The sequence below is a fragment of the Paenibacillus sp. 1A_MP2 genome (genome assembly GCF_052244825.1).
In the GTDB taxonomy this organism is placed as follows: Bacteria; Bacillota; Bacilli; order Paenibacillales; family Paenibacillaceae; genus Paenibacillus; species Paenibacillus vandeheii.
This window is the reverse complement of the sequence record NZ_JBQQCS010000001.1, coordinates 5,175,325-5,199,549: the sequence shown is the minus strand read 5'-3', so window position 1 is coordinate 5,199,549 and position 24,225 is coordinate 5,175,325. Positions and strand designations below refer to the sequence as shown.

The following is a 24,225-nucleotide window of genomic DNA, read 5'->3' as shown; positions in this document are numbered from 1 at the left end:
GTATCCTATTTCATACTAAGAAATAACGGATATCAGAAGCTTGTTGTGCATAGCTGGCAGGAAAAGCTGTTGACTTTTTGCAACACAGACCTTAACAATAAAAGGCAGAATAATACAAAAATTAATGTAATCGCTTTCTTTTTTTTGCTGATGAATAGAAGAACACTCCAATTGTCATTCAATGGGAAGGGTGATGGGCATGCATCGGGTACTGCTGGTTGATGACGAAGTATACGCACGCAAAGGACTTCGAAAACTGATTCGCTGGGAAGCATGCGGGTTCGAAGTGGCTGGAGAGGCGAATGATGGGGATGAAGCTTGGATCAAGATCGAACAGCTGCAACCCGATGTTGTCATTACGGACATACGCATGCCGGAGACGGATGGACTGGAACTAATCCGGCGCACGGTTGAGCGTGATGAGCAGGTTCTAACCAAGGGCAAACTGCCCTATTTTATCATCGTGAGCGGATATAATGATTTTGCTTACGCCCAGCAGGCCGTAAGGTACGGGGTACAGGATTATATTTTGAAGCCAATTGATGAGATTGAACTGGAAGGCACTTTACGCAAGCTGGCGGAGGAGTTGAATCGACGCAAACATGCTGAACAAACCAGACGTGAGCAGGAATATGCCAGATTACTTAATCAGTTTATCTATGGCGAATCGGATGCGGAAACGGTTAAACAGTGGACTGAACTGACGGATACACGGGCTGGCGACGCCCTGGCATATCTGCTGTTTGAGAATAACACGCCACATTTCCGGGCTTCGGATACGGTTCAAGAGGAGGGGCCAGGAGGCGGGAAGGGAGAGAATTTTGTTCGGATTGTGCAGTCTGTTCTTGGGAAGATGTATGAAAATAGCTTGTATTTGCATGTAAAAGAGCACGGTGAACGTGTAGGATTTCTGTTAACTGCGGAACATCTACGTCCCTATTCAATGAATCTTCAAGCGGTTGCTGGGCAAATGCAATCTTGCTTCGCCGAAATGAACCACGAATTTGTAAGCATATATATCGGGAAGGTTTGTTATGAACCTTTACTCATTGGACATGCCTATCAGACTGCACTGAAGGCGGTTTCCTATAAATTTATTTCAGAGAATAGCGGGATCGTCCTGTATGATGACATGCAACATGAGCCTGTACAGTGGGTGCATACCAATCATGAAAAGGAACAGGAGCTCCTGACACTTATGGAGGAACAACGTGTTCAGGCGTTGGAGCATGCAGTGAGTGAATGGTTCACCGGCATGAGAGCGGCTAATTACGCTCCTGTTGCAGTGACTTCGGCGATCCACCAACTGATCTCGGCTGTACTATCGATTCTGAAATCGGCTGAAGCGAATGTGAAAGAGATACCTTCGTTCAAACCAATTCTGGCATGGCAAGCGGAGCGGGGAACATTGGCTGAGGCCAGGCAGCTGTTGACGGTGTTCATGCTGGATTCAGCGCGGAAGCTGGCGGAACAGCGTCAGTATAATCACAGAGGTGCCATGACAAAAATCAAAAATTATATTGAAGCCAACTACAGCAGCAATATCAGTTTGAGAAGTATTGCCTCCGAATTTTACATGAATCCGGTCTATTTGGGGCAACGCTTCCGCAAGGTGTATGGGGTGTATTTCAACGACTTCCTGCTTCAGCTTCGGATGGAGGAAGCCAAGAAGCTGCTGCGTCAGACGGATATGCGAGTATATGAAATCGCCGAGAGGGTTGGGTTCGGAAGCAGTGACTATTTCGCGACTCAATTTGAGAAAACGGAATCATGTTCTCCTACGGAATATCGAAATCGCATCCTGGAAGAAGGGTAGGAGATGACGTTTTGAAGCTCAACTTTTTTAATAATATCCGCTTACGCGATAAAATGCTCATCTTATATCTCTTCTTTGTACTCGTTCCCGTTATCCTGACTAATGTTATTTTCTATCAGGTGACTATAGCGAACGTAAAATCCCAGCGAATGGCTGACCTCTCCAAAGGAATGGAACAGATTCGAAGTCAATTTATGGGGAAATTCGCAATGCGGCCGATTTTTCCTCAAGCTTTTATACGGACAGTATATTAAATAAGATGCTGGATGTGGTTTACACCAATCCGGTTCAATATATCGAAGCCTACGATTCCTATCTTCGCAAAATCCTGAATACCTATTACTCTGGCTACCGCTCGCTCCAAGGATTGACGATATATGTGGATAACGAAAGTGTACTGCCTTCCGGGGGAGTTGAGTTTCTGACCGAAGAGGTTCGACAGTCCGAGCCATACAGGATGCTGGCAAACAGTGAACACTCCGCACCCATTCTGATGAGATCCGGTCCTGAAGGGAATCGGCAGACGTTCAGTATTTTACGCAAACTTAATTATTATGAAGCTCTGCCCGGATGGAAGGAAAAGTTCGTACGACTGGATCTGAAGCCGTCGACGATTCGCCAGATTTTCACCAACCTTAACGTACAGGGCAACCTCTATCTGATTAATCCGGCTGGACAAATAGATTACTCGACGGATTCTGGTATCCCATGGACGAGTCAACTCGTGAATTATAGCGATGTCATGGATCAACTAACTAAGAAAGAGTTTGAAATAGCCTATTCTTTGTCCGGTGAAATGGAGGGTTGGAAAATCAACGGGGTGTTCGATGAATCTGAGATTTACAAGGAATTGGGCAAATCCAGTCACCTCGTCGTTGTACTGGCCTGTATTAATCTGATTCTGCCGACCTGGATCATTATCTGGATGACACGCACAATCCACGTGAGGCTGGCACGAATATTGAAACACATGGAAAAAGTGAAGCATCAGCGATTTGAACCGATCAGACAGCCGGAATCGACGGACGAGATTGGGCAGCTGACAGCCGAATTCAATCGGATGACAATGACAATCCATCGTTTGATTAACGACGTCTACGTGGCAGATATTCAACATAAAAATTTGGAGTTACAGCGGCGGCATGCCCAATTAAATGCATTGCAGAGTCAGATTAATCCACACTTTTTGTTCAACGCGCTGGAGACCATCCGCATGCGCAGTCTTATGAAAGATGAGGATGAGACGGCACGGATTATTTATCATATGGCTAAAATTTTTCGAAATGCCCTAACCTGGAACCAGGATAAAGTCAGCATACGGGAAGAGTTGGAGTATGTAACCTGCTTTCTTGAAATCCAGCAATATCGTTTTGGTCACAAGCTGAATTATACGATTGATCTGGACCCAGAGGCTGCGGAATGTTCCATTCCCAAGATGACATTGCTGCCTTTTGTTGAAAATGCCAGCATTCATGGTATCGAACCACTGAAGGAAGGTGGAGAGATTCGACTTCGTATTCGGCGAATAGGTACAGAACTGATCTGTGTGGTGGAGGATTCCGGGGCAGGTATGACAGAGGACAAAAGAAAGCAGCTGCTCTCTTACGTGGAAACGGAAGACTCAATGGGTGATCGCGTAGGTGTACAGAATGTCATTTATCGTCTGAAGCTGGTCTACGAGAGCCGATTCCATATTCAAATCGATAGCGCTCCCAGGGAAGGTACGCGTGTGGAAATGGGTTTACCGCTTGAAGAATAACAAAACCCGGCAAAGCATCAAACATTCTAAGGCAAAAAACTATAGTTTATCCGGTAAACAAAGCTTGTCTTCAACCTTATAATAAAAGTGCTTACATTAGTGTGGGGAGAAAGAGGGTGCGTACTTATTGGTTAACCACATGCTGAAGCGCTGGCTGCCGGCAGTATTAGTTTTAACCATGGTGACGGCGTGTTCCTGGGGAGGAAGTGAGATTAAATCGGAAGCGGGAGCAGGGGGAGACGGTAAAGAAAGCACAGAGAAAGTCACTTTCACGTATTTTAAAGCAGGTTCCGGCAAGGACATCAACACAAACGAAACTACAATCGGCAAAAAGCTGGAGGAACAAACCGGAGTTAATTTCAAAATTGAATACCTTGTTGGGGATATTGATACCAAAATCGGGACGATGATTGCGAGCAACAAGTACCCGGATGTGATGGTACCGGATGGGGCTATTGACAAAATCGTGGATGCGGGTGCATTTATTCCACTCAACGATCTGATCGATCAGTATGGCCCTAATATAAAGCGGGTGTACGAGCCGTACTATAATCTGATGAAAGCAGAAGACGGCAGCATTTATTTTTTGCCTATGAGCGCAGTGGTTGGAGACTATCTGCCTAATCCGAATGTGGATCAAGGAGCCTTCTGGGTACAGCGTCGTGTATTGAAGGAGGCTGGATATCCAAAGATCACTACGCTGGATGAATATATGGATCTGATTAAACAATACGCTGACAAGCACAAAAATGAAGGATTAACTGGATTTCTGTCACTGACGTATGATGATAAATTTTTTACAATTACCAACCCGGCCATGCATCTTGCAGGCTATCCGAATGATGGAGCCATCATGGTGGATATGCAGACACAGGAAGCCAGGGACTATGGGCTGACCGAAGAGACCAAACGCTGGATGCAGAAGCTCAATGAAATGAATTCATTGGGACTGTTCGATAAGTCCTCCTTTGTCGACAACTATGACCAGTATCTTGCGAAAGTGACCAGTGGAAAAGTGCTTGGATTCTTTGATTATGCCTGGCAGGTAGGGCAGGAAATGAACCATTTGAAGGAAACGGGCAACGACGATTTGCGTTATATGGCACTGCCTATTGTATACGACGCAAATACCAAGGATCAGTATACTGATCCGCCAAGCTTTGTAAATAACCGTGGGATTGGTATAACCGTAAGCGCGGAAGATCCAGTCCGTATTATCCAATTTTTCGATAACCTGTTAACGGATGCGAATCAGATTCTGTCCAATTGGGGGATCGAAGGACAGACCTACGAAGTGGATGACAAGGGGCGGTTTAGGCGCTCACCAGAAATGATTCGGAAAACTGATTCAGATGAGTTTCGCGAATCGTTCGGATTCAAATATTTTGAGTACAGCTGGCCGCGTTACGGTAATGGTTCGACTCTGTCTGACGGTAATTCTGTCGGTGTAGAACGACAACCCGAAGTTGCCCAGTTCTCCTATACGGATGGAGATAAGCTCATTCTGGAAAAGTATGATGTGGCGACGTTCTCCCAGCTGTTCGCTGCGCCGGAAGAACGTCCATGGTACCCGGCTTGGAGCATTGCTTTTGATCAAGGCTCACCAGCCCATATCTATGGGCAGAAACGCACGGAGTTGCAAAAGAAATATGTGCCCAAACTGGTCCTCTCCAGTCCAGCTGACTTTAACAAGGTCTGGGATGAATATGTGAAGGAATTCAACAAGCTTGATGTGAAGGGCTACGAGCAGACGATGACCGACGAAGTTCGCAAGAAGGCGGAACGGGTCCAAGGTGAATAAGGTAGGCGAGGAAAGGGTGGAAAGGGGGGAATAAACGCCTCCAAGGCGCATGGTGAATGGGAATTTGAGGATTTTAAACATTCATTTTATCTGGAAAAAAGTGTTGATTTTCAAGGCTAGGACGTTTAGACTAAATACAACAATATTAACGGGTTTGAGATGTATGACTTTGGCTTTACAACAAGTCGGTGGTCACGAGACAAATGATGTGGAGGGAGTGCCTGTCATCCAGACAGCGCACTCGCTTCTTTTTTACATTTTGCATACATACAAGGCATTTCCCGGTTGAAAGGACAGAGTGAGTGGATCACCTACATGGAACGTACAACTTAGAACTGGTTATTTTATCTTACATTATTGCAGCGTTGGCTTCTTATGCAGCGCTTGACCTTGCGGGTCGGGTAAGTCTGGCTAAAGGTATGTCCCGAAATGTCTGGCTTACCTGCGGGGCATTCTCCATGGGTTTGGGAATCTGGTCCATGCATTTTGTGGGCATGCTCGCTTTTGTTCTTCCCATGCATGTGTCGTATTCCACAGGCGAGGTCTTTCTATCCGTTCTGCTTGCCATCGTTGCATCTGGTGTAGCGTTAAATATTGCGGGTCAGCAATCAGGTAAAATAAGCAAGCTCCTGATCGCAGGATTGCTCATGACCGCAGGTATTGGCAGCATGCATTATGTCGGAATGGCTGCCATGTCGGTTCCAATTATGTATGATCCAAGCAGGGTGGTGTTATCCATCCTGATCGCAGCTTTAGCTTCATTTGCTGCCTTATGGCTCATGTTTTTCTTTCGGCAGCATCAGTCACGTTATACTTGGGTTTACAAGGTGGGCAGCGGACTCATTATGGGGTTGGGCATCTCGGGAATGCATTATACGGGGATGTCAGCCGCGCAATTTCATCATGCACATGACGCAATGGCAGGATCGGGTATGCAGATTGAGCCTTCACTTCTCGCATACCTCATTGCAGCGGGTACTTTTATTGCCTTGGGGCTGACCTTGTTCGGTATCTTTATTAATCAGCGTTTATCTCAGAAGGATCGCCGGATTCTCGAAAATGAACAGTGGTATCAGGCTCTGTACGAAAACCATTCAGACGCTATTATTTCAGTGGATACGCATGGGGCAATCAAAGGGATTAATGTTGCAGTCACACGAATTACAGGGTACCAGGAGAGAGAGATCATTCATCGTTCTATTAATGAGATTGCTCAGCACGTTGATATTCATTGGACAAGTGAAATGCAGCATGTGGTGTGGGATGATGATAGCCGTGAGCAGCAGCATTTCATGGGGAAAATGAAGAACGTTCAGGGGAATCTCCTTGACCTAAGTATTGCTGTAGTACCTGTACTGATTGATGGTAAACATCAGGGAAGCCACATTCTGATCAAAGATGTTACCGAGGAGAAACAGGCTCAGGAAAGCATCCGCCATCAGGCTCTGCATGATCCGTTGACCGGGCTCCCAAACCGTCGCAAGCTGGATGAGGTGTTGGAGAGCACGATTGCAACTTCTGAGGCAACAGGAGACTCATTTGCAGTTATGGTGATGGACATCGACCGTTTCAAAATGATTAATGACTCCCTGGGACATTCCATTGGAGATGTGTTTCTTAGAGAAGTGAGCGGCAGAATTATGCGTGCAATCCAGGATTCAGACCCAAAAGCGATGGAGAATGTCATGCTTGCTCGTATGGGAGGCGATGAATTCACACTCGTTGTTACGAATGAGCAGGGAACGGAGGAACGGGTGGCGGAGTTGGCAGAACGAATTGTTCGAGCGATTCAGCTGCCTTATCGATTGAAGGAAAATGACTTTTACGTTACAGCAAGCATCGGGATCGCGATGTATCCATACCATGGAACAGGAGCGGATGCGTTATTGAAGCATGCCGACTCCGCTATGTATGAAGTCAAGAAAAACGGCAAAAACGGTTTTCAGTTTTACACTGCCCAACTGGATTCGGAGCTGTATGAACGAATTGAACTGGAAGGGTATCTGCGCAAAGCACTGGAGCGGGATGAGCTGGTCCTGTATTACCAACCCCAGATTCGTACAGAAGACAGCCGCATGATCGGCGTAGAGGCTTTAATTCGCTGGAATCATCCGGAGAAGGGCGTTCTGGCCCCGAATGTGTTCATTCCACTGGCAGAGGAGACAGGCTTGATCTATGAGATTGGAAACTGGACACTGCGTGAAGCTTGCAGACAGATGAAGCTTTGGCATGCGAGTGGCGGACCTCTCATTCCGGTATCCGTTAACTTGTCTAGTCAGCAGTTTCATCAATCCAACCTGGTGGAGCAGGTCAAAAATGCCCTCACGGAGACAGGGCTTGATGCCCGTTATCTTGAATTGGAAATTACAGAGAGCATGATGATGGATGCGTCCGTGTCTACAGGTATTCTGAATGAACTTACAGCGCTTGGGGTCAAAATCAGCCTGGATGATTTTGGGACAGGATATAGCTCACTGAGTTATTTGAAACATTTCCCAATTCACAAACTGAAGATTGATCGTTCATTCGTAACGGATATTACGGAGAGCCGAAGTGACCAGGCCATTGTGGCCACGATTATATCGATGGCTCAGAATCTGAAGATGGAAGTGATTGCGGAAGGGATCGAGACGAAGGGACAGTTGGATATTCTGATGCAAAATGATTGCCGTGAGATTCAGGGATATTATTTCAGCCGTCCATTGCCAGCAAGCGAAGTGGAGCATGACTTTTTTGTACCATTGCGACTGCAGGGAGCTCCTTCAATTCTGTAAGTTACTGCAATGCCAAGCGGCAAGTCCCCGCCATATGCCAGGGACTTGCCGCTTTTTGTGTTCTTATAGTTTCGGATCATTATGTGAAAATACAAGCAAATTCCGCATAGACAGATGGGAATGGAAGTTAGTTCCGTTAGCGGTTATTTAGCTTCTTACTGACAACAGAAAAGTGGATTGAAATGCTGAAGCGTTGGAGATGATGGGATGCAACACGGTTGTATGCTATAATTCAGATTAAGGTTCTCATCAGCAGGTATAGCGATATCATCGAAGGAGGTTGCAAGGGATGAATTTTAGTCTGAAAGCTCCTGATGGCACTGTCATTGAATCATATGAGAAAGATCATAAGGAATTCATTCGTATTGCCGGCTTGGAATATGAAGTGTATAACCCGGTGGATGAGCTGGATTCCGATACGGAAATAAGACAAATGATTGAAGCATCCGAGAAAGACATCGAGCAGGGCAAGCTGTATTCGACAGATGACCTGATTGAACTGGTGAAGCGTGGTGAGCTGTAATTGATGGTTCAATGGACCGCAACGGCGATGAACCGACTTCGCCAGATCAAGAGTGAACATTTTACAGACCAAGAAACGATGGAATACAAAATTAATCTTATTCAGCGAGTGGAACAGAAGGCGGTCACCATGGGCACATTGATGCCGTCCCGTGAGTACCGCAATACATATTACTGTATCGTGGATCGATACGTTGTATCTTACAAAGTGTTGGACAAAGGTGAGCGTTATGTGATTACTTCATTTAAGCACGGTGCCATGAAGCGCAATTTTAAATATTGATTTTAACTCGTTGCTAATCATCACTGATTTGTAAACTAATATTCATAAAAAATGCCAAGCGGCAAGTCCCCGCCATATGCCAGGGACTTGCCGCTTTTTGTATTCTTATGATAAGAACTTGCGGTGGTGCTTCTTGCCATCATATGTGAACCAGATCGGCTTATCTTCAACCCGTGTTTCCACATGGACGGTACGTCCCCAGAGGCGGTACAGATAAGGAAGGGTCCGTTCCATATATTTCAGATCCAGCTCGATGCCCTCATATTGATGCTTGAGCACGAGTTCGCCTGTTCGCAGGTAATCGGCGTCCTGAACGACCAGGTATGGAGAACCACCATTGACGCGTGAAAATACAAGCTGATCCCGTATGTTTTGCCAGGACTTGTCGGTAATTTTCCAGTCCGGGCCTTTTTTCTCAAATACATAGAGGTCAAGGTCTTCGGTTAATTGCTTGGTCATGTAATTGCGGATAAATGAGGTGTCGGAATCGAATTCACGAACCTCAAACATTTTGGCCCGACCCTGCCCCGGTTGACGTCCAAAACGTTCTCTTTCTTCCCGGGAAGGGTTATCCCAGCGACGTTCAATATCCTCGAATATTTTCAGCCCTAAATAGTAGGGATTCAAACTTTGCTTGGATGGCTGCACGACAGAAGAGTTCAGTTTGGCAAATTCAATCGTATCCTCACTGTTCAGGTCCAGTTCCCGTATAATGCGTTGATGCCAGTAGGAGGCCCAGCCTTCATTCATAATCTTGGTTTCCATCTGCGGCCAGAAATAGAGCATTTCCTCACGCATCATACTCATGATATCCCGCTGCCAATCCGTCAACACTTCGGAAAATTCCTGGATAAACCACATAATATCCTTTTCCGGTTCTGGGGGAAGTGATGTACTTGTATGCCCTCTACAGGTTTTTCCTCGGTCTGGATATCATCAAGGGACCACAGGTCATCATAGCGACCTTCCGGCCTTGGCTTTTTTTCCCCGCGCTGCTCCCGCATTTTCATCTCCATATAGCGTTGTTTGTCCAAATGGCGGGGTTTGATCAACTGTGGATCGACATGTTCCTGAATGGCTATAACGGCATCAATGAACGCTTCAACAGCCTCTGTACCATATTCCATCTCATAGTTGCTGATCCGGTCAGCAGTTGCTGCCATACTCTCCACCATATTGCGATTCGACTTGGAGAACCGAGCGTTGTTTTTGAAAAAATCACAGTGCGCCAGCACATGTGCGACAATCAGCTTGTTCTGGATCAGGGAATTGCCATCCAGCAGGAAAGCATAACAAGGGTTGGAATTGATTACGAGCTCATAAATCTTACTGAGTCCAAAATCATACTGCATCTTCATTTTATGAAAAGTCTTCCCGAAGCTCCAGTGACTGAACCGGGTCGGCATACCATACGCTCCAAAGGTATAGATGATATCGGCAGGGCATATTTCATAACGCATCGGATAATAATCCAGTCCGAATCCATTGGCAATTTCCATAATCTCGGCAATGGCGTATTCAAGGTCGCGGATTTCATCAGTCATCCTACGCTGCCTCCTTCCCGTTTCTGGAAAAAGCTGCGCAAAGCTTTGTACACTTCGCCTTTTTCTTTGATTACATAATACATAAACTGGTCGATCTTGATATGACGATAGGCAGACATGAGTGTGCTGCTGCGGTTGTACTGATTCACCTCGCCATACCCAAACATGTTGCTGCGTTTCATCAGTTCTCCAATCAGTTTGACACACCGCTCATTATCCGAGGTCAGGTTATCCCCATCCGAGAAGTGGAAAGGGTAGATGTTGTAGCTGGAAGGCGGGTAACGGCTATCAATAATTTCCAATGCCTTCATATATACAGAGGAGCAGATAGTGCCTCCACTTTCGCCGCGCGTGAAAAATTCCTCCTCGGTCACTTCCTTGGCTTCGGTATGATGGGCGAGGAAAACAATTTCGACCTTCTCATACTGACGACGGAGGAAACGGGTCATCCAGAAGAAAAAGCTGCGTGCGCAATACTTCTCAAAGGAACCCATCGATCCGGAAGTATCCATCATGGCGATGATGACCGCATTGGATTGTGGAATGATTTTATCCTCCCACGTTTTGTAACGCAGATCATCCGGACTGATATGGTGAATACCCGGATTGCCGGTCGTGGCGTTGCGGCGCAAGTTCTCCAATATGGTACGTTTCTTGTCAATATTGGACTGCATGCCTTTTTTTCGAATATCGTTGAATACAACGGTATGTGTCTCAATCTGATCTTTGTCTTTCTGCTTGAGATCCGGAAGCTCCAGTTCCGAGAAAAGCATATCTTCCAATTCTTCGATGCTCACCTCAGCTTCAACGATGTCATGCCCAGGCTGATCTCCGGCTTTTTCACCTTTGCCTGGCTTCTTCGAAGCGGGATCACGTCCGATGACATCTCCGACCTGACTGTCACCGTCTCCCTGGCCCACATGTTTTTGCTTTTGGTAGTTATACACAAAACGGTACTCATCCAGACTGCGGATTGGTACCTTGATGATTTGTTGTCCATCGGACATAATGATATTTTCTTCGGTAATCAAATCAGGCAGATTCTGCTTGATGACATCTTTAACCTTTTGCTGATGGCGTTGCTGGTCCTGGTACCCTTTGCGGTGAAGCGACCAATCTTCCCGGGATACGACGAACGAGTAAGGCTGGTGTGAATTTGACATGTAGGCACCCCCCATTGATTACGCGGCACAGTTTGGCCTGTCGGTAATTAAGTATATTCACGGGCGGGGATGATATGTGATGCGTGAGTAGATAAAATGATACAATTGCGCGAGTTTCCCTTCCGGGATCAGCTAAAAATGCACAGATCGCCCGGAACTTTTTTACAGAAACGGTGAACAAGTGTGAAGAACTTCCTTTACAATAGTGACAGGTGTTTACTTAACATCCTTTTGAGGGATGTGTGCAAAGGAAGGATACCATTTGGATAAACGGGCAATTAAGGCATGGATTACGTATGATTGGGCCAACTCGGCCTATGCGACGACGGTACTTGCAGCGGTTCTTCCCGTCTTCTATGCTTCTGTGGCTGCTGCTACGCTGGATGCAGATACCGCAGCATCTTATCTAGCGTATACCCATTCCATCGGCATGTTATGTGTAGCCCTGTTAACCCCTTTGCTGGGGACCTTGGCGGATTTATCGGGACGTAAGGGGACTTTCTAAGGGTATTCTCCATCATTGGCATTATCGCAACGCTTGGATTCAGCATCATTGGAGAGGGAGACTGGCTGCTTGCTTCTGCTCTGCTGGTCATTTCGACCATCGGTTTTGCGGGTGGCAACACGTTCTATGATGCGATGCTGCCTGATCTGGTATCAGCTGAGCGAAGAGAGATGGTGTCCTCCAAAGGGTATGCTTATGGATACATTGGTGGAGGGCTGTTGCTTGCGGTCAATATGCTGATGATTCAACAGCCTGGCTGGTTTGGGATGGGAAGTACGCTTGCTGGAACGAGGCTTGCTTTTATCTCGGTAGCGTTGTGGTGGCTGGTGTTCTCCATTCCATTATTTCGCCATGCCCCACGTCGGCCTGCATCGCCAGAATTGCCCAAGTCATGGAAAGGCTATGCTGGTGTGGGCGTACGCAGACTTCGCCAAACGTTTCGCCAGATACGGCGTTTTCCCCAGTTGATGCGTATGCTGGTTGCTTTCTGGTTTTTCAATGATGGCATTAACACGATTATCCTGATGGCGACCATTTACGGTACAAGCATTGGGATCGGCACAGCCGATCTGATGTTGGCCTTGTTACTGACCCAGTTTATCGGGTTTCCTTGCACTTTGCTATTGGGGGCATGGGCACAGCGTTGGGGTGCGAAGCAGGTGTTGATGGTCAGCTTGTCCATTTACATATGCATCGTAATTTTGGGATATTTCATGACGTCAGCCATGCATTTCTATCTGCTCGCCGGACTGGTTGGCGTAGTTCAGGGCGTAAGCCAATCGACGGCACGTTCCTTGTTCAGCAATTTGATGCCTGCAGGCAGAACAGGAGAGTATTTTGGTTTTGTTAATATTACAGGCAAATTCTCTTCGATTTTTGGGCCGTTTGTATTCGGTTGGGTGGGTCAATTAACAGGGTCAACCCGCTGGGGAATCCTGTCTCTGATTTTCTTTTTCGCTGCTGGGATTGCTGTGTTATTAACGGTTAAGGTGCAGCAGGGCATGTCGGATGCAATACAGGCCAATCAGGAAGAAGAGCAAGGCTGGATGCATCATCCGATTTCAGCGAAAGGGTCGGAGGCAAGATCGACTGGATGAGTGGTTAACGATGTGGTATAGCTAATCTTTTATTATTAATAATAGTGCTCTGTGGGCCTGTTTATTCGTAAACGGCTCCAGAGCTTTTTCATGTTTGTGCAACAGTCATAACTGGTAAGGACGATAGAAAATGTATAAGTGCTTAAACGACAGAGAACAGAATAGAGTGGATAGAAAGATATTATGAAAAGGTGAAAATAAAAGATTGACATGATACATTTTGTATCATAGAGTAAAACTATGAATACATATCGTATCTAAAAGTTGTCGAAAGCACATTATCCAATATACCTATTCCCTTATGGTTTTTATAGCCGATGTTGAGATAAAGAGAGCTATACCAACTGCATGCTTATTTTAATTTTACAGAGGAGAGGCTGCCCTTGGTAGATGTTCATGGTAACGGACTTGTCTTACTACTATGTGTACCTCGCAGTGGAAGTTCGCTATCCACCGTGATGCTGCAAAATCACAGCCGTGTATTTGCTACACAAGAGATGTGGTTTCTGATGAATCTTGTAGATTTGCAGAAGGCTGATTCCCGCCCCTATGGCGGAAGTGCTATCATCCGTCAGTTTTATAGCGCCATGGTCTCAGACGAAGGTTTTGAAAAGGCGTGCAGAAGCTTTGCTCTTGAAATTTATAACGGATTTCTGGAGGGGAGCGGGCAGACTTCCTCGTAGATAAATCTCCTCGTTACTATTATATGCTGGAATGGCTGGATCGCCTGTTTCCACAGTCCAAGCGCATTCATCTTCAGCGTAACCCCCTTGCCGTAGCTGCTTCTTACAAAAAGGTAAACCGCCATACTGGAGAAGGCTTCGAACTGATTCGCAGCTTGAAGAGTCCGAATCTTAATATGAAAGCAGTTGATCTCACGCTGGGTATGCTCCGTTTGAATGATTATTTTGCGGACAAACACACGAATGCCTATGAAGTTCAATACGAACAACTCGTCTCCAATCCTCGGGACGAAATGGAAAAGTTATGTGGTTTTCTTGGTATCGGATATGAAGAAGGAATAGAGCAATATGGACGCTTTGCGGATAGTACAAAGTCCAATATGTTCTACAGTATGGGTGTCGGTGATCCGTTTCTCTCCTCGCATCAGGAAGCTCATAAGGATTCTGTTAACAACTGGAAAAATATACTAGATCCACAGGAAGTTGAATTTTATTGCCGAGTAATGGGTGCAGATCTGTTCCATCGGATGGGGTACAGTGTACAGCTGGAAGAAGCCGAGCAATGGACGGGGGTGCGCTATGAAGCTGGCCCGGATGAGGAAGTCATTGCAAAGCTAGATCGTCAATTCTCCGAAGCAACAGGCTGCAGCTGGCAGCATGGTTACCGGATGCAGCCTGTAGACGTTGCGGACGGTACGCAAGATGGCAATAACAATAATCCGGGAACGAGTGAACCAGAAGCGATTGATCCGACACTGGCCGCACTTGCAACCATCAGGCAACTGGAAGCCGCACTTCGTGCAGCCGATAATCGGCTGGAGCGAGGGTACAATGAGCGGGAACGATTGAAGGCACAACTCGCCTCTGCTCATAGCAAGATTCAGCGTATCAAATCCTTGATTCCGTTTGGTAACCAGTTAAGCGCCTGGGCTTCACAGCGCAAGATACTTCGGGGAGGAAAGTCATGAGCGCTATAGCAGGAATTGTTCACACCGATGGTCAGCAAGCGTTATGGGAGGACAGTTGGCACCTATATGCCAGTCTGGGGCACGTTCCGGCGGATACAACGGGGGTCTGGAAAGGTAATGAAGCCTTCCTGAGCTGCCACGCCCAGTGGATTACACCGGAGTCGGTCAGGGAGCAATTGCCTTTATTTGATGAAGTGAGCGGTCTGACCATCACGGCGGATGCCATTTTGGATAATCGGGAACAGCTGGCAGATCAACTCTCTATATCGAGAGCGGAGTTAGCAGGATTGTCGGATAGTGAACTGATCCTGCGTGCATATCAGCGATGGGATGAACATATGGCGGAGAAACTGCTTGGCGATTTTGCCTTCGCCATCTGGGACGATCGCAAGCGCAGACTCTTCGCTGCCAGAGACATTACTGGCATGAGATCCTTCTATTTTCGGCATGATGGTCAGCGGTTTGCCTTCTGTACCTTAATGAATCCGTTACTGCAATTGGAAGGTGTACATAAAGAGCTGGATGAAATCTGGTTGTCCGAATTTCTTGCCATTCCCGACATGCATGACTCAGCAGATATCCATTCTACCGTCTATCGTGGAGTAAGCCAGCTGCCCCCTGCCCATACGCTTAGCTTCAGGGATGGCAGGCTGGAACAGAAACAATATCATCGCTGGGACGAAGTGGAGCCTCTAAGACTCAAGTCAGACGGGGAGTATGTAGAAGCTTTCCGTGAGGTGTTTGGTCAAGCCGTTGGATCGCGTTTGCGAACGCATCGACAGGTGGCTGCTGCTTTGAGCGGAGGGCTGGATTCTGGAGCTGTGGTTGGATTTGCGTCAGGAACACTGCGGAGACAGGGGAAAACGTTAAATGCGTACAGTTATGTTCCGGTGTCTGATTTTACGGATTATACATCGAAAACGCTGTTAGCGGATGAACGCCCTTTTATCCAGTCTACCGTTAATCACGTCGGTAATATCACAGAGAATTATCTTGATTTCGAGGGGAGAAGTCCTCTTAGTGAAGTAGATACCTGGCTTGATATGATGGAAATGCCCTATAAATATTTTGAGAACTCATTCTGGATTCGTGGATTCTATGAAAAAGCGAGCCAGCAGGATGCAGGCATTTTATTGACTGGAGCACGGGGCAACTTCACGGTTTCCTGGGGGCCGGCACTGGATTATTACGCTAGTTTGCTAAAAAGCGGACGCTGGTTCCGGTGGCTCAGGGAAATGCAGCAGTACAGTGAACGTACCGGGATGAAATTCTCGCGAATTGCCAAAATTACGGGCCGAAAAGCGTATCCGGAATTGTTCAAATCCATGTCGAAGGGGGCTGCCCAGGCCGCATCGGTGCAATTAATCCATCCGGAGTTTGCTAGGCGAACAGGCGTATTGGAACGGCTCAAATCCATTATTGTTCTGCAAGGCGGTGCTCAGGCAGATGCGCTTAAAGTACGAGCAGAGAAATTCAACAACCTGGCTATTGCGAACAAAAATGGTGCTGTCGCCACCAAATGCTCTCTTCGTTATCGGGCATGGGAACGCGATCCTACGAGTGATGCCAGAGTGATTCGTTTCTGTCTGTCTGTACCGATTGAACAATATGTTAGTCAAGGTACGGATCGCGCCTTGATTCGTCGGGCTACCTCACCAGAGCTGCCAGACAAAGTGAGATTAAACCAGCGAGTGCGCGGTGTTCAGCCCGCAGATTGGTTGCACCGCATGATTCCCAATTGGGGTGATTTTACTGCGGAATTGCGTGCGCTATGTTCTGACAGCCGGGTCGCTGGCATATTGAACACAGAGCGAATCAAGTCGGCACTTGCGAATTTTCCAAACCCTCGACCCGAGCTTGCTTCCCACCCGGACTTGCGGTTAATGATGCATAGCCTGATCGTATATCGATTCATCCGAAAGTTCTGATGTATCTGGTGAATCTAGCGATATAAAGGGATAAGGATTCTAATCAGTTGACTCATGAGAGGAGGTGAACACGATGCAAATGGAAAAAAAGGAATGGCAAGCACCAGCACTGGAAGTATTGGAAGTGAACCAAACAATGGCGGGCGTAGGTTACAGACAGATCGACTGGATTACAGTTCACGATGCTGACATGTACGATCCAACTTCCTAAGTTGTTTAGTTTTAACATGTGCCATCATACTTAGAAGGGCGGAAAGGGCAGTATTCCACTTTTCGCCTCCGCCCTTATATTGAGCAGTGCGAATATAAGGGCTTTTTTTATCTACATGCAGATCGTGAAGGAGGAGTCATTCATTGTTGCCTGTGCAGTATGAAGCGTATGGCTTGCGTTGGTTGAGCCAATTCCCCATGCCTGAACTCCAAACCGTACAGAACGGTACAGATTCTGAAGCTGTCCATGCGGATGTACACATTGAGATTGCTGATTTGCAAGCACATTGGGAAGAGTGGGATGTGGGGAGCGATAACTTTGTATCCCGGAATGGCAGTCTTTTTTTTCGAATCGAGGATACGGGTCTGTTTCTCATGGAGCAAGGACGCCGCATTGTGGTATCCCCTAAAGCGGGAGCGGACGACAAAAAGGTTAGATTGTTCGTGCTGGGCACATGTATGGCCGTCATTATGATGCAGCGCGGCATTCTTCCACTGCACGGAAGTGCGGTGGTCATTGACGGTTGGGCATATGCGTTTGTTGGACATTCGGGTGCGGGCAAATCTACTTTATCCGCTGCACTTGCTTCACGTGGTTATCCACTCTTAACGGATGATGTTGTGGCTCTGACATGGGATGCGGGGGAAGAGCAATCGTATCGCCGGGGTATCCGCAGCAAAAGTTATGGCAGCCCAGCCTTGATGGATTCGGCATGAAGGAACAGGATTATGCAACGGTTCATGCAGAGATTACGAAGTACGCGATACCTGTTCAGCACTATTTTCACGATAGACCGGTTCCGCTTGCTGCTGTTTTTGAACTTGATCCAAAGCCGGAAGAGATGCTGAAACCCGTACAGCTAATGGAAGTTGCAGGATTGGAACGCCTTCACATGTTGTGCTCTCATACCTTTCGTAGTGGACTTGTGACCAGGCAGGGTCTGGCACAATGGCTGTTCGAGACAGTCTCACGACTGTCCGCCAGTATCGAAGTTTTCAGAATCACGAGGTCAGGATCTGATTTTACTGCTTTTGAGATGGCTGACCAGATTACAGAACATGCACGTAAAGGAGTGTATACAGGACAATGACAGCAACGAAGCCAATGAATGGGGAAGACCGTGTGTTGCGGAAGGAAGGCAATCTTGTCAGTGACATGGGCGGGAAAAAGTCATGATGAGCATTCATAACGGAAAGTACTATAACCTGGGCAGCACGGGTGGACGAATCTGGGACCTGATCAGTGAAGAACGAACATTGAATGAATTGGTTGAAGTGTTAGCCTCAGAATATGAGATTGAACCAGAGCTATGCCGTGAACAGGTTGTTCAATTCCTTGAGCATCTGACGCATGAAGGATTAATTGACGTTACCCGCGGAGAGTAGAGCCATGTTACGAAAAATTAAAGCCTATCGTTCATTGCCGCGTGAAATCCGTGGATTGGTATGGGAAGCCTATGTCCACCTTGGGTGGGCACGAATACTGAAGGCGATGCCTTTTGCCAAGATTGCTCCAGGTCTCGGTACACCGATGTACGAAACGCCGATGACGGGACTCCATCGAAGTGATGTGACGACAATACGAAATATTTCTAAAGCCATACTCATTGCCAGCAGGTATACCTTATGGGAGAGCCGTTGCCTTGTCATGGCAATCGCAGCGATGGAGATGCTGGAACGCCGTAAAGTGGAGAGTACTCTATATATGGGTACTGCACGGAATGAACAAGGCCAAATGATGGCACATGCCTGGCTGCGAAGTGGGAAATTGATTGTGACCGGAGCAGATACAATGGACCAATATACGGTTGTCGGCGTGTTTGGCAAGCGGTGTCCTGAGAGGGGAGCTGGAGAGATTGTCTACGATACATGAATGGGAAAACTATACAGCGAATTTTCCGCAGGAGCTTAAACTGATTTTGAGCATGATTAAAGGCGATCTAACAGCAATAACCCCTGAGGACGCCCGGATACAGATGAAGGGAATGGACTGGCAGCTCTTTTTGCAGCTCGCCCATCATCATCGATTATATTCAGTTCTCTATCTGAAAATAAAAGAGTTGGATTCAGCGGTTATTCCCGCTTTTGTAGTGGAAAACCTGAGGCAGCAATATACAGCCAATACGTTTCGCATGCTGCATCTGACCGCCGAAATGGAGCAGGTGTGTGGTGCTTTTCGTGAACGAGGCATTCGGAATATAACACTCAAAGGACCTGCACTGGCACATGATCTTTACGGAGATATATCCTTGCGGACCTCTAAAGATCTGGATATCCTCATTCCTTTTGATGATGTGGAGTCCGCGGAAGAGATCCTTGAAATGCTTGGTTATGAATCGAAGGAAGGCAAACGAACACGGACCGTTGCCAGCTGGAAATGGCGGGAACATCATATCTGTTACAAACACCCGGTCAAACGAACTCAAGTGGAGATCCACTGGCGACTTAACCCGGATTCGGGAAGAGAAACTGATTTTGAATTGCTTTGGAAACGCAGCCGATTCAGCACTTATACCCAGACGCCTGTCCGTATGCTGGAAAGGGAGGATCTGTGGGCATATCTCGTGACGCACGGCGCAAGACATGGGTGGTTCAGACTGCGCTGGCTGCTGGATATCGACCAGATGATTCGGTGCATGCCACTGGACGTCAAAAAAGTGGAGCGACGCCTGAAAGCTGAGGGCAGATTATCCATCGGTTCACAGGCTCTTCATCTCGCTTCTGTACTGCTGGATACGCCTATAGATGCCAATTACCTCACCTTGTTGTCCTCCCACAGACGTGAGGGAGAGAAATTAGCGAGACGCGGCGTAGTGTTCATGAATGAGATGATTGAGAGCCCGGCAGATGTAAAGAGTTATCGTTCCTATCTGTTCGCATTGCGAAGCACAAGGCAGAAGCTGTTTTTCTTCATTGAGCGTTTGTACCCAAGTACCTGGGATGTAGATCAACTACCGCTTCCGCGTTCACTGCATTTTTTGTATTTTCCGTTACGTCCGTTTCTCTGGTTCTGGCGGCGAATCAAAAGGAACACGATGACGGAGAGGGGATAACCTATGATTTCGGAATTGCAATTCTTTATGCGCAAGCTGCATCGTGTAACAGGCCCAGTGTTATATTGGAACCTGCTGGGCATGATCTGCATCAGTCTGATGGAAGGAATCGGCATATATATGCTCGTTCCGATGTTAAGTCTCATTGGTATTTTTGAAATGGGTTCCACAGGTCTGCACTTACCCTGGATATCCGAATTTTTAAATCGTTTTCCGGAAAATGGCCGGCTGCTGCTGGTGCTGTTGACCTTTGTCCTCATTGTCTCCGGACAGGCTTGGCTTCAACGTCTTCAGACGATTCGCAACACGCGAATTCAGCAGCAATTTGTTCGAACGCTGCGTATGGAAACCTATCGTGCCATCATTATGGCGCAGTGGTCTTTTTTCCTCCAAAAACGAAAATCCGATTTTAATCATATATTAACGACCGAACTCGCCCGAGTCAGTCAGGGAACGAATATTATGCTTCAAATGGCGGCTTCCTTGATCTTTACCGGTATTCAAATCGGTCTGGCTTTCTGGTTGTCTGCCAAGTTAACCACCCTTGTCCTGGTCTGCGGATTGGTATTGTTTATTGTGTTGAGAAAATTCGTGAAGCGGGCAAAACAGATCGGGGATCAGACATCCGAATATTCCCAGAGCTATTACAATGGCATTACAGAGCACTTTAACGGAATCAAGGATATTAAGAGCAATATGCTTGAAAAATCACATATCAGCTGGTTTGAGCGTATGTGTGGGCGGATTGAACATAACGTGATTCAGTTCAGTCAGTTGAATAGTAGTACACAGCTGATTCATCGAGTATCGGCGGCTGTCATTATTGCGGCTTTTATCTATTTATCCCTGCATGTGCTCGCAGTACCTCCGGCAAGTTTGTTGCTTATCATTCTGATCTTTTCCCGATTGTGGCCACGCTTCACGTCCATTCAGTCCAATCTGGAGTATATGAGTTCCATGCTGCCCGCGTTTCAGATTGTGAGAGAGTTACAGACAGAGACGGAAAAAAGCCGGGAGATTAGCGAAAAAACAGTTCATGCTGATGAACCACATGATCAGGAAGGTGGGGATGCGCGTCCCATTGAGCCCCTGGTGCTTAAGGAATCCATTGAGTGTCAGCAAGTAAATTTTCGCTATGAAGGCAGTGATACCTACTCGTTATTCGAGGCGTATGCATCCATTCCGGCGAAAGGCATGACGGCCATTGTAGGCAAGTCGGGAGCCGGAAAGAGCACGATGATTGATCTGATTATGGGACTCATTCGTCCAGAGAGCGGTCAGATTTTGGTGGATGGGGTGCCTTTAACCGAGAATCGATTGTTAGCCTGGAGAAGTTCGATAGGTTATGTCTCTCAGGACCCTTTTTTGTTCCATACCAGCATTCGTGAAAATTTGCGTCTGGTTGATCCGAATGCCAGTGAGGAACAGATGTGGCATGCATTACAGTTTTCTTCGTCTGCAACGTTTGTACACAAACTACCGCAAGGATTAGATACGATTATCGGTGATCGAGGTATCCGTTTATCTGGCGGCGAACGTCAACGTTTGGTGCTTGCCCGGGCCATGCTTCGGAACCCTTCTGTATTGGTACTGGATGAGGCGACGAGTGCGCTGGATAGCGAGAACGAACAGCATATTCACGAGGCCCTTGAGCGCCTGAAAGGGCATGTCACCGTTATTGTTATCGCCCACCGACTATCCACCATTCGAACAGCGGATAGAGTAATCGTTCTGGATGAGGGTCGGGTTATCCAGCAAGGTGGATATCAGCAATTATCTACGGATCCGGTTGGCACGTTCAGCAAACTGTTGAATATGCAGGCGGGTGTTGTGGGGCAATGATTCTCTCGGTAAATCCGGAAATGAACAAAGCAAAAAGGCGCGCCATTTGAGGCAGCGCCTTTGATGTATGTGTAGTCGGGAGGTAATTCAATATGATTGCCATTTTCATTTAGTGAACGATGGCATTGCTTACAGGCTGCGGCAGCTGAAATGCACCGACCCGTTCCAGATGCCGCACAATTTCATGTACGGCTTCTTCAACAGAAAGCTCTTCGGTATCAATGATTAGTGTAGGATCTTCTGGAATATCATAGGGGGCGGAAATTCCGGTGAAATGTGGAATGGCACCGCTGCGGGCCTTTTTGTAAAGCCCCTTCGGATCACGTCGTTCACACTCTTCGATCGAACAACGTACATAGATTTCAATGAAATCATCAGCTTTAAAGAGCTGTCTTACCCTATTTCGATCCTGTGCATCCGGCGAGATAAAGGCAGAAAGAACAAACAATCCGGCATCTACCATTAGCTTGGAAACTTCACCAATCCGGCGCAGATTTTCTTGCCGATCCTCAGCCGTGAAGCCAAGGTCCCGATTCAGTCCGTGACGTACGTTATCCCCGTCAAGCACGTAACAATGAACCCCTTTTTCATACAGGTATTGCTCCAGAGCAAATGCAAGCGAGGATTTTCCTGCACCGGATAACCCGGTGAACCATAAGGCCCGACTGCGATGACCGTTATGCTTCTCCCTGTCCTGCCTCTTTAAGCTGGATTGCTGCCAGGTAATGTTACGCTCTTCCTTTGACATGGATATCCGCCTCTTCCTACTTATGATATGTATAATATTTTAACATATTTACAAGATTATAGCACCTTCTGAATTTGACGGAATTTAGCGTGAATCAACGATAATTCGGGTATAGATGTAGTACATACATAGCAGGAGGAACACCAACATGAATAATAACATACACAACATACAGGTTTATTTCCAGTGCGCCGATTGCGATCAGGATATCCGGGCAATCTTTGCCCAAGAACAGGTCAGTGCGGTTCGCTGTTCAGGATGTGGTAGAGCCTACACCTTGATGAAGCCTACCATTGGCGACGAGATTTTGCTTGATTGGGAGCAGGAGGCTCTCTATCATAAATTGCGGGCAGATCGCTCTGAGCATGATAACCATAATATGTCTGCCCTGATTATTAAAGTGATTGAACTGCTTACCTGGCGGGATAGTGGTGACGGTCAGACACGTGCGATTGAAATGGTTAGAGAGTGGCTGGCTTCCAGTGGGAAACCCCAGACATTACTCGAACTGTTTCATCATCCCGAGCGAGAAAATAAACGGTTTTGAATGGAGAATGGAGTAGGCGCCCCATTGGTTCATGTATGTGAAGCAATCTGTAATTGAAATTTACATACATTAGCTGCTCCTGTGGCATATTACCTGAAGGTGTTCGTGATAGGAAACGACAAACCGAATTTTTCAGGAACAGGAGCGGATAGCAATGAAGCGAATGGTTCTCTACATGCTGCTGGCCATATTGGCTTTCGGTATATTACCAGCGCATACTGAAGCATCGCCAATAAATGGAGCGTATCACTTTGGCTTCAAAAAAAGTCAAAATGGTCAATTGCCTTCCATTGATCAGGAAGGGTTTAAGGAGATTTTGCAACAAAACGATGCCATTTTCCTGGGGGATACGAAACAGAAAGAACTGTATCTTACGTTTGATAACGGTTATGAAAATGGCTTTACACCAGCCATATTGGATGTTCTGCGTGATAAGAAAGTGCCTGCTGCATTTTTTGTCACCGGGCATTATCTGAAAGATCAGCCTGAGCTGGTGAAACGAATGGCGGCAGAAGGGCATATTGTGGGGAACCACTCCTGGAGCCATCCCGATATGACCCGAGTTTCCAATGAGAAATTAAAAACAGAGCTTGATCAGGTACGGTCTGAGGTCAATCGGTTGACTGGACAGCAAGCGACCTTTTTAAGGCCACCACGTGGCATTTTCAACAACCGGACGCTCGCAGAGAGCCACGCCCAAGGTTACGTTAATGTGTTTTGGTCCGTTGCCTACAAAGATTGGGATACCAAAATTCAAAAAGGGGCAGACTACGCGCGTCAGCAAGTGTTGAAACAGCTGCATCCAGGAGCAGTCATCTTGCTTCACTCTGTGTCGAAAGATAACACGGAGGCGTTAGCTTCCATCATTGATGAGGCTCGTAAGCAAGGATATGCGTTCAAAAATTTGAATGACCTGAAAACAAAAAGTTATTAAGGTTACATGTTTACAATAAAAAAGGGCATCCTGAGCTACGATAGCTTG

At 46.9% G+C, this 24,225-nt stretch carries 20 protein-coding genes and 3 pseudogenes; 20 read left to right on the top strand and 3 right to left on the bottom strand.

The features are described from left to right. Window positions 1-199: 199 nt before the first annotated feature. From ACTWJ7_RS25310 to ACTWJ7_RS25280, 7 genes are all read left to right on the top strand, one after another. Window positions 200-1,816 (top strand): response regulator, encoded by a 1,617-nt coding sequence (locus ACTWJ7_RS25310; RefSeq protein WP_301879511.1) that lies wholly within the window; start codon window positions 200-202, stop codon window positions 1,814-1,816. An 11-nt stretch (window positions 1,817-1,827) separates the two neighbouring features. Continuing rightward, window positions 1,828-2,070, top strand: a complete 243-nt coding sequence (locus ACTWJ7_RS25305; protein ID WP_443145972.1) for a hypothetical protein — start codon at window positions 1,828-1,830, stop codon at window positions 2,068-2,070. A gap of 14 nt (window positions 2,071-2,084) precedes the next feature. After that, the gene (locus ACTWJ7_RS25300) at window positions 2,085-3,575 is read left to right on the top strand and encodes a sensor histidine kinase (RefSeq protein WP_443145971.1); all 1,491 of its coding nucleotides are present in this window, start codon (window positions 2,085-2,087) and stop codon (window positions 3,573-3,575) included. 139 nt (window positions 3,576-3,714) lie between these two features. After that, window positions 3,715-5,376 carry an ABC transporter substrate-binding protein gene (locus ACTWJ7_RS25295; protein ID WP_301879560.1) on the top strand — a complete coding sequence of 554 codons (1,662 nt, stop codon included), beginning with the start codon at window positions 3,715-3,717 and terminating at the stop codon, window positions 5,374-5,376. A 302-nt stretch (window positions 5,377-5,678) separates the two neighbouring features. Beyond that, window positions 5,679-8,150 (top strand): bifunctional diguanylate cyclase/phosphodiesterase, encoded by a 2,472-nt coding sequence (locus tag ACTWJ7_RS25290; RefSeq protein WP_301879510.1) that lies wholly within the window; start codon window positions 5,679-5,681, stop codon window positions 8,148-8,150. A gap of 289 nt (window positions 8,151-8,439) precedes the next feature. Further along, a complete protein-coding gene (locus tag ACTWJ7_RS25285; RefSeq protein ID WP_301879509.1) occupies window positions 8,440-8,673 on the top strand; it encodes a hypothetical protein in 234 nt (77 codons plus the stop codon). Between the two features lie 3 nt (window positions 8,674-8,676). Next, on the top strand, window positions 8,677-8,955 hold the full coding sequence (locus tag ACTWJ7_RS25280) for a type II toxin-antitoxin system RelE/ParE family toxin (RefSeq protein ID WP_301879508.1): 279 nt from the start codon (window positions 8,677-8,679) through the stop codon (window positions 8,953-8,955). A gap of 105 nt (window positions 8,956-9,060) precedes the next feature. Here ACTWJ7_RS25280 and ACTWJ7_RS25275 read toward each other — a convergent pair. Further along, window positions 9,061-10,499 (bottom strand): annotated as a pseudogene (locus tag ACTWJ7_RS25275) (SpoVR family protein). Further along, window positions 10,496-11,662: a sporulation protein YhbH gene (gene yhbH / locus ACTWJ7_RS25270; RefSeq protein WP_094936710.1), complete on the bottom strand. Its 1,167-nt coding sequence runs from the start codon at window positions 11,660-11,662 to the stop codon at window positions 10,496-10,498. The pseudogene ACTWJ7_RS25275 and the gene yhbH overlap by 4 nt, the downstream one beginning before the upstream one ends. A 262-nt stretch (window positions 11,663-11,924) precedes the next feature. Here yhbH and ACTWJ7_RS25265 point away from each other — a divergent pair. The 11 genes and pseudogenes from ACTWJ7_RS25265 to ACTWJ7_RS25215 all read left to right on the top strand — a co-directional run bounded on the left by ACTWJ7_RS25265 (window position 11,925) and on the right by ACTWJ7_RS25215 (window position 21,948). Further along, a pseudogene (locus ACTWJ7_RS25265) lies at window positions 11,925-13,264 on the top strand (MFS transporter). A 383-nt stretch (window positions 13,265-13,647) separates the two neighbouring features. After that, window positions 13,648-13,947 carry a hypothetical protein gene (locus ACTWJ7_RS25260; RefSeq protein ID WP_443145970.1) on the top strand — a complete coding sequence of 100 codons (300 nt, stop codon included), beginning with the start codon at window positions 13,648-13,650 and terminating at the stop codon, window positions 13,945-13,947. A gap of 23 nt (window positions 13,948-13,970) precedes the next feature. Then, a complete protein-coding gene (locus ACTWJ7_RS25255; protein ID WP_443145969.1) occupies window positions 13,971-14,915 on the top strand; it encodes a sulfotransferase family protein in 945 nt (314 codons plus the stop codon). Then, window positions 14,912-16,843 carry an asparagine synthase-related protein gene (locus ACTWJ7_RS25250; RefSeq protein WP_301245334.1) on the top strand — a complete coding sequence of 644 codons (1,932 nt, stop codon included), beginning with the start codon at window positions 14,912-14,914 and terminating at the stop codon, window positions 16,841-16,843. Before ACTWJ7_RS25255 ends, ACTWJ7_RS25250 begins: the two co-directional genes overlap by 4 nt. Window positions 16,844-16,916: 73 nt before the next feature. After that, window positions 16,917-17,054, top strand: a complete 138-nt coding sequence (locus tag ACTWJ7_RS25245) for a paeninodin family lasso peptide (RefSeq protein ID WP_205524973.1) — start codon at window positions 16,917-16,919, stop codon at window positions 17,052-17,054. A gap of 143 nt (window positions 17,055-17,197) precedes the next feature. Next, window positions 17,198-17,770 (top strand): hypothetical protein, encoded by a 573-nt coding sequence (locus ACTWJ7_RS25240; RefSeq protein ID WP_443145968.1) that lies wholly within the window; start codon window positions 17,198-17,200, stop codon window positions 17,768-17,770. Next, window positions 17,767-18,144, top strand: coding sequence for a hypothetical protein (locus ACTWJ7_RS25235; protein WP_443145967.1), 378 nt, complete (start codon window positions 17,767-17,769; stop codon window positions 18,142-18,144). Before ACTWJ7_RS25240 ends, ACTWJ7_RS25235 begins: the two co-directional genes overlap by 4 nt. Then, a pseudogene (locus ACTWJ7_RS25230) lies at window positions 18,141-18,439 on the top strand (lasso peptide biosynthesis PqqD family chaperone). Before ACTWJ7_RS25235 ends, ACTWJ7_RS25230 begins: the two are co-directional and overlap by 4 nt. Before the next feature lie 4 nt (window positions 18,440-18,443). Further along, window positions 18,444-18,926 carry a lasso peptide biosynthesis B2 protein gene (locus ACTWJ7_RS25225; protein ID WP_301879505.1) on the top strand — a complete coding sequence of 161 codons (483 nt, stop codon included), beginning with the start codon at window positions 18,444-18,446 and terminating at the stop codon, window positions 18,924-18,926. Further along, a complete protein-coding gene (locus ACTWJ7_RS25220) occupies window positions 18,910-20,106 on the top strand; it encodes a nucleotidyltransferase domain-containing protein (protein ID WP_301879504.1) in 1,197 nt (398 codons plus the stop codon). Before ACTWJ7_RS25225 ends, ACTWJ7_RS25220 begins: the two co-directional genes overlap by 17 nt. 3 nt (window positions 20,107-20,109) lie before the next feature. Further along, window positions 20,110-21,948, top strand: coding sequence for an ABC transporter ATP-binding protein (locus ACTWJ7_RS25215; RefSeq protein ID WP_301879503.1), 1,839 nt, complete (start codon window positions 20,110-20,112; stop codon window positions 21,946-21,948). A gap of 109 nt (window positions 21,949-22,057) precedes the next feature. Here the strand turns inward: ACTWJ7_RS25215 and cysC are convergent, their stop codons facing one another. Beyond that, complete coding sequence (cysC, locus tag ACTWJ7_RS25210) at window positions 22,058-22,696, bottom strand: adenylyl-sulfate kinase (protein ID WP_301879502.1); 639 nt, start codon at window positions 22,694-22,696, stop codon at window positions 22,058-22,060. 148 nt (window positions 22,697-22,844) lie between these two features. Between cysC and ACTWJ7_RS25205 the strand changes: the two genes are divergently transcribed. Continuing rightward, a complete protein-coding gene (locus tag ACTWJ7_RS25205) occupies window positions 22,845-23,243 on the top strand; it encodes a hypothetical protein (protein ID WP_079345993.1) in 399 nt (132 codons plus the stop codon). A gap of 154 nt (window positions 23,244-23,397) precedes the next feature. Then, entirely contained in the window at window positions 23,398-24,177 is a 780-nt protein-coding gene (gene pdaA / locus ACTWJ7_RS25200; protein WP_079345991.1) for a delta-lactam-biosynthetic de-N-acetylase, read from the top strand. The last annotated feature ends 48 nt before the right edge of the window (window positions 24,178-24,225 follow it).

Coding starts and splice junctions, on each gene's coding strand:
- ACTWJ7_RS25310 (WP_301879511.1), top strand. CDS start 200: ATGCATCGGGTACTGCTGGTTGATGACGAAGTATACGCACGCAAAGGA.
- ACTWJ7_RS25295 (WP_301879560.1), top strand. CDS start 3,715: ATGCTGAAGCGCTGGCTGCCGGCAGTATTAGTTTTAACCATGGTGACG.
- ACTWJ7_RS25285 (WP_301879509.1), top strand. CDS start 8,440: ATGAATTTTAGTCTGAAAGCTCCTGATGGCACTGTCATTGAATCATAT.
- ACTWJ7_RS25280 (WP_301879508.1), top strand. CDS start 8,677: ATGGTTCAATGGACCGCAACGGCGATGAACCGACTTCGCCAGATCAAG.
- yhbH (WP_094936710.1), bottom strand. CDS start 11,662: ATGTCAAATTCACACCAGCCTTACTCGTTCGTCGTATCCCGGGAAGAT.
- ACTWJ7_RS25255 (WP_443145969.1), top strand. CDS start 13,971: ATGCTGGAATGGCTGGATCGCCTGTTTCCACAGTCCAAGCGCATTCAT.
- ACTWJ7_RS25250 (WP_301245334.1), top strand. CDS start 14,912: ATGAGCGCTATAGCAGGAATTGTTCACACCGATGGTCAGCAAGCGTTA.
- ACTWJ7_RS25245 (WP_205524973.1), top strand. CDS start 16,917: ATGCAAATGGAAAAAAAGGAATGGCAAGCACCAGCACTGGAAGTATTG.
- ACTWJ7_RS25235 (WP_443145967.1), top strand. CDS start 17,767: ATGAAGGAACAGGATTATGCAACGGTTCATGCAGAGATTACGAAGTAC.
- ACTWJ7_RS25225 (WP_301879505.1), top strand. CDS start 18,444: ATGTTACGAAAAATTAAAGCCTATCGTTCATTGCCGCGTGAAATCCGT.
- ACTWJ7_RS25215 (WP_301879503.1), top strand. CDS start 20,110: ATGATTTCGGAATTGCAATTCTTTATGCGCAAGCTGCATCGTGTAACA.
- cysC (WP_301879502.1), bottom strand. CDS start 22,696: ATGTCAAAGGAAGAGCGTAACATTACCTGGCAGCAATCCAGCTTAAAG.
- ACTWJ7_RS25205 (WP_079345993.1), top strand. CDS start 22,845: ATGAATAATAACATACACAACATACAGGTTTATTTCCAGTGCGCCGAT.
- pdaA (WP_079345991.1), top strand. CDS start 23,398: ATGAAGCGAATGGTTCTCTACATGCTGCTGGCCATATTGGCTTTCGGT.